The sequence below is a fragment of the Micromonospora sp. NPDC003776 genome (assembly GCF_053605645.1).
Map to the genome: position 1 here is coordinate 1 of NZ_JBSGJR010000712.1, position 3058 is coordinate 3058.

2 protein-coding genes are annotated in these 3058 nt (G+C 73.8%); both read right to left on the reverse strand.

Annotated elements, in window-relative coordinates; genetic code table 11:
- On the reverse strand, positions 1-843 hold an 843-nt coding region (locus ACWEVO_RS33785; protein ID WP_452311478.1), incomplete at its 3' end, for an FAD-dependent oxidoreductase.
- Positions 836-3058 (reverse strand): glutamate synthase-related protein (locus tag ACWEVO_RS33790; RefSeq protein WP_452311479.1); only part of this gene is annotated, 2223 nt, incomplete at its 5' end. The genes ACWEVO_RS33785 and ACWEVO_RS33790, both read right to left, overlap by 8 nt.

The following is a 3058-nucleotide window of genomic DNA, read 5'->3' on the forward strand; positions in this document are numbered from 1 at the left end:
GGCCAGCGCCGGCCGGCCCTCTCCGGCCGCCGCGACGACCCGATTGGCCGCGACCAGGTGCGCCATCGCCTGGTGTACGCCGCGCAGCGCCCGGCCCGGCGTCTCCGGGGTGTCCCGGCCCTGCAGAGCCCCGCAGGCGAGCAGCACCGCGTCGTGCTCGGCGCGCAACTGCTCGGCGGTCACGTCGACGCCGACGTTCACCCCGGTGCGGAAGCGCACCCCCTCGGCGGCGAGCTGGGCCACCCGCCGGTCGATGTGGTGCTTCTCCAGCTTGAAGTCCGGGATGCCGTACCGGAGCAGGCCGCCGAGCGCGTCGTCCCGCTCGTACACGGTGACGGTGTGCCCGGCGCGGGCGAGCTGCTGCGCGGCGGCCAGCCCGGCGGGGCCGGAGCCGACCACGGCGACGGACTTCCCGGTCGGTGCCGGGGCCGGACGCGGCCGCAGCCCACCGCCGGCCACCGCCGCGTCCGCGATCTCCACCTCGACCTGCTTGATGGTGACCGGCTGCTGGCCGCCGAGGCCGAGCACGCAGGCCGCCTCGCAGGGCGCCGGGCAGAGCCGGCCGGTGAACTCGGGGAAGTTGTTGGTGGCGTGCAGCGACTCCACCGCGGCGTCCCAGTTGCCGGTGCGGACCAGGTCGTTCCAGTCCGGGATGCGGTTGCCCAGCGGGCAGCCATCGTGGCAGAACGGGATACCGCAGTCCATGCACCGGGTGGCCTGCTCGCGGATCAGCTCCTCGCCGGCCGGCGGGTACACCTCCCGCCAGTCCATGATCCGCACCGGCACCGGCCGGCGGGCCGGCAGCCGCCGGTCGTAGCGCAGGAAACCGTTCGGGTCAGGCACGAGCCACCTCCTGGGCGACCGCCCGCGGGGCGGGCGGCACCGGCGCGGCCGACGGTGCTGCGAGGGCACTCATCACCGCGTCGTCGACGTCGTGGCCGGCGGCTTCGGCGGCCCGCATGATCTCCAGCACCCGGCGGTAGTCGCGGGGCACCACGGCGGTGAACTCCTCCACCGCCTCCGGCCAGCGCTTGAGCAGCTCCTCGGCGACCGCCGAGTCGGTCTCGGCGAAGTGCCGCTGGACGAGCTCGTGCAGCCGGTCCCGCTCCTCGTCACGCAGCGGCGACAGGTCGACCAGCTCGGCGTTGACCAGCCGCCGGTCCAGCCGGTGCACGAACGCGGTACCGCCGGACATGCCGGCGGCGAAGTTGCGCCCGGTCGGGCCCAGCACCACCACCGTGCCGCCGGTCATGTACTCGCAGCCGTGGTCGCCGACGCCCTCGACGACGGCCACCGCCCCGGAGTTGCGCACCGCGAACCGCTCGCCGACCCGGCCGCGCAGGAACACCTCGCCGCCGGTCGCACCGTAGAGGATGGTGTTGCCGGCGATGATCTGGTCCTCGGCCCGCTCCCCCGGCCCGGCGGCCTCGCCGACGAACGGCGCGACCTCGTCCGGACGGACCACGATCCGGCCGCCGGAGAGGCCCTTGCCGACGTAGTCGTTGGCGTCCCCGACCAGGCGCAGGGTGACCCCGCGCGGCAGGAACGCGCCGAACGACTGCCCGGCGGTGCCGTGCAGCAGGATCTCGATGGTGTCGGCGGGCAGCCCGGCGCCGCCGAACCGGCGGGTCACCTCGCCGCCGAGCATCGCCCCGACGCTGCGGTGCTCGTTGCGGACGGTCAGCTCGATCCGGACCGGGCCGCCGCCCCGCAGGGCCGGCTCGGCCATCGCGATGAGCTGGTTGTCCAGGGCACGTTCCAGGCCGTGGTCCTGCGGCCGGATCCCGCGCCGCGCCGCACCCTCGGGCAGCTCCGGCAGGTGCAGCACCCGGCTGAGGTCGAGTCCGTGGCCCTTCCAGTGGTCGATCGCGCCGGTGACGTCGAGCAGCTCGGTGTGCCCGATCGCCTCCTCGATGCTGCGGAAGCCCAGCTCGGCGAGGAGACCCCGGACCTCCTCGGCGAGGAAGAGGAAGAAGTTCTCCACGAACTCCGGCTTGCCGGTGAAGCGCTCGCGCAGCACCGGGTTCTGGGTGGCGATGCCGACCGGGCAGGTGTCCAGGTGGCAGACCCGCATCATCACGCAGCCCTCGACGATCAGCGGGGCGGTGGCGAAGCCGAACTCCTCCGCCCCGAGCAACGCCGCGATCAGCACGTCCCGGCCGGTCTTGAGCTGGCCGTCGACCTGCACGGTCACCCGGTCGCGGAGCTTGTTGAGCAGCAGCGTCTGCTGGGCCTCGGCCAGGCCCAGCTCCCACGGGGTGCCGGCGTGCTTGAGCGAGTTGAGCGGGGACGCGCCGGTGCCGCCGTCGTGGCCGGAGATCAGGATGACGTCGGCCTTGAGCTTGGCGACGCCCGCCGCGACGGTGCCCACGCCGACCTCGCTGACCAGCTTGACGTGCACCCGGGCGGCCGGGTTCACGGACTTCAGGTCGTGGACGAGCTGGGCCAGGTCCTCGATGGAGTAGATGTCGTGGTGCGGCGGCGGCGAGATCAGGCCGACGCCGGGAGTGGCGTGCCGGGTCCGGGCGATCCACGGCCAGACCTTGTTGCCGGGCAGCTGGCCGCCCTCGCCGGGCTTGGCGCCCTGCGCCATCTTGATCTGCAGGTCGTCGGCGTTGACCAGGTATTCGCTGGTCACCCCGAACCGGCCGCTGGCGATCTGCTTGACCGCCGAGCGGCGCTCGGGGTCGAGCAGCCGGTCGACGTCCTCGCCGCCCTCGCCGGTGTTGGACTTGCCGCCGAGGCGGTTCATCGCGATGGCCAGGGTCTCGTGCGCCTCCGCCGAGATCGACCCGTACGACATGGCGCCGGTGGCGAACCGCTTGACGATCTCGCCGGCCGGCTCCACCTCGTCCAACGGCACCGGCGACCGTACGCCGGCGCGCAGGGTGAACAGGCCGCGCAGCGAGCCGGCCCGGGCGGCCAGCTCGTCGACCTTCGCGGTGTACTGCCGGAACACGTCGTACTGGCGGCTGCGGGTGGCGTGCTGGAGCAGGAAGACCGTCTCCGGGTTGAACAGGTGCAGCTCGCCCTCGCGGCGCCACTGGTACTCGCCACC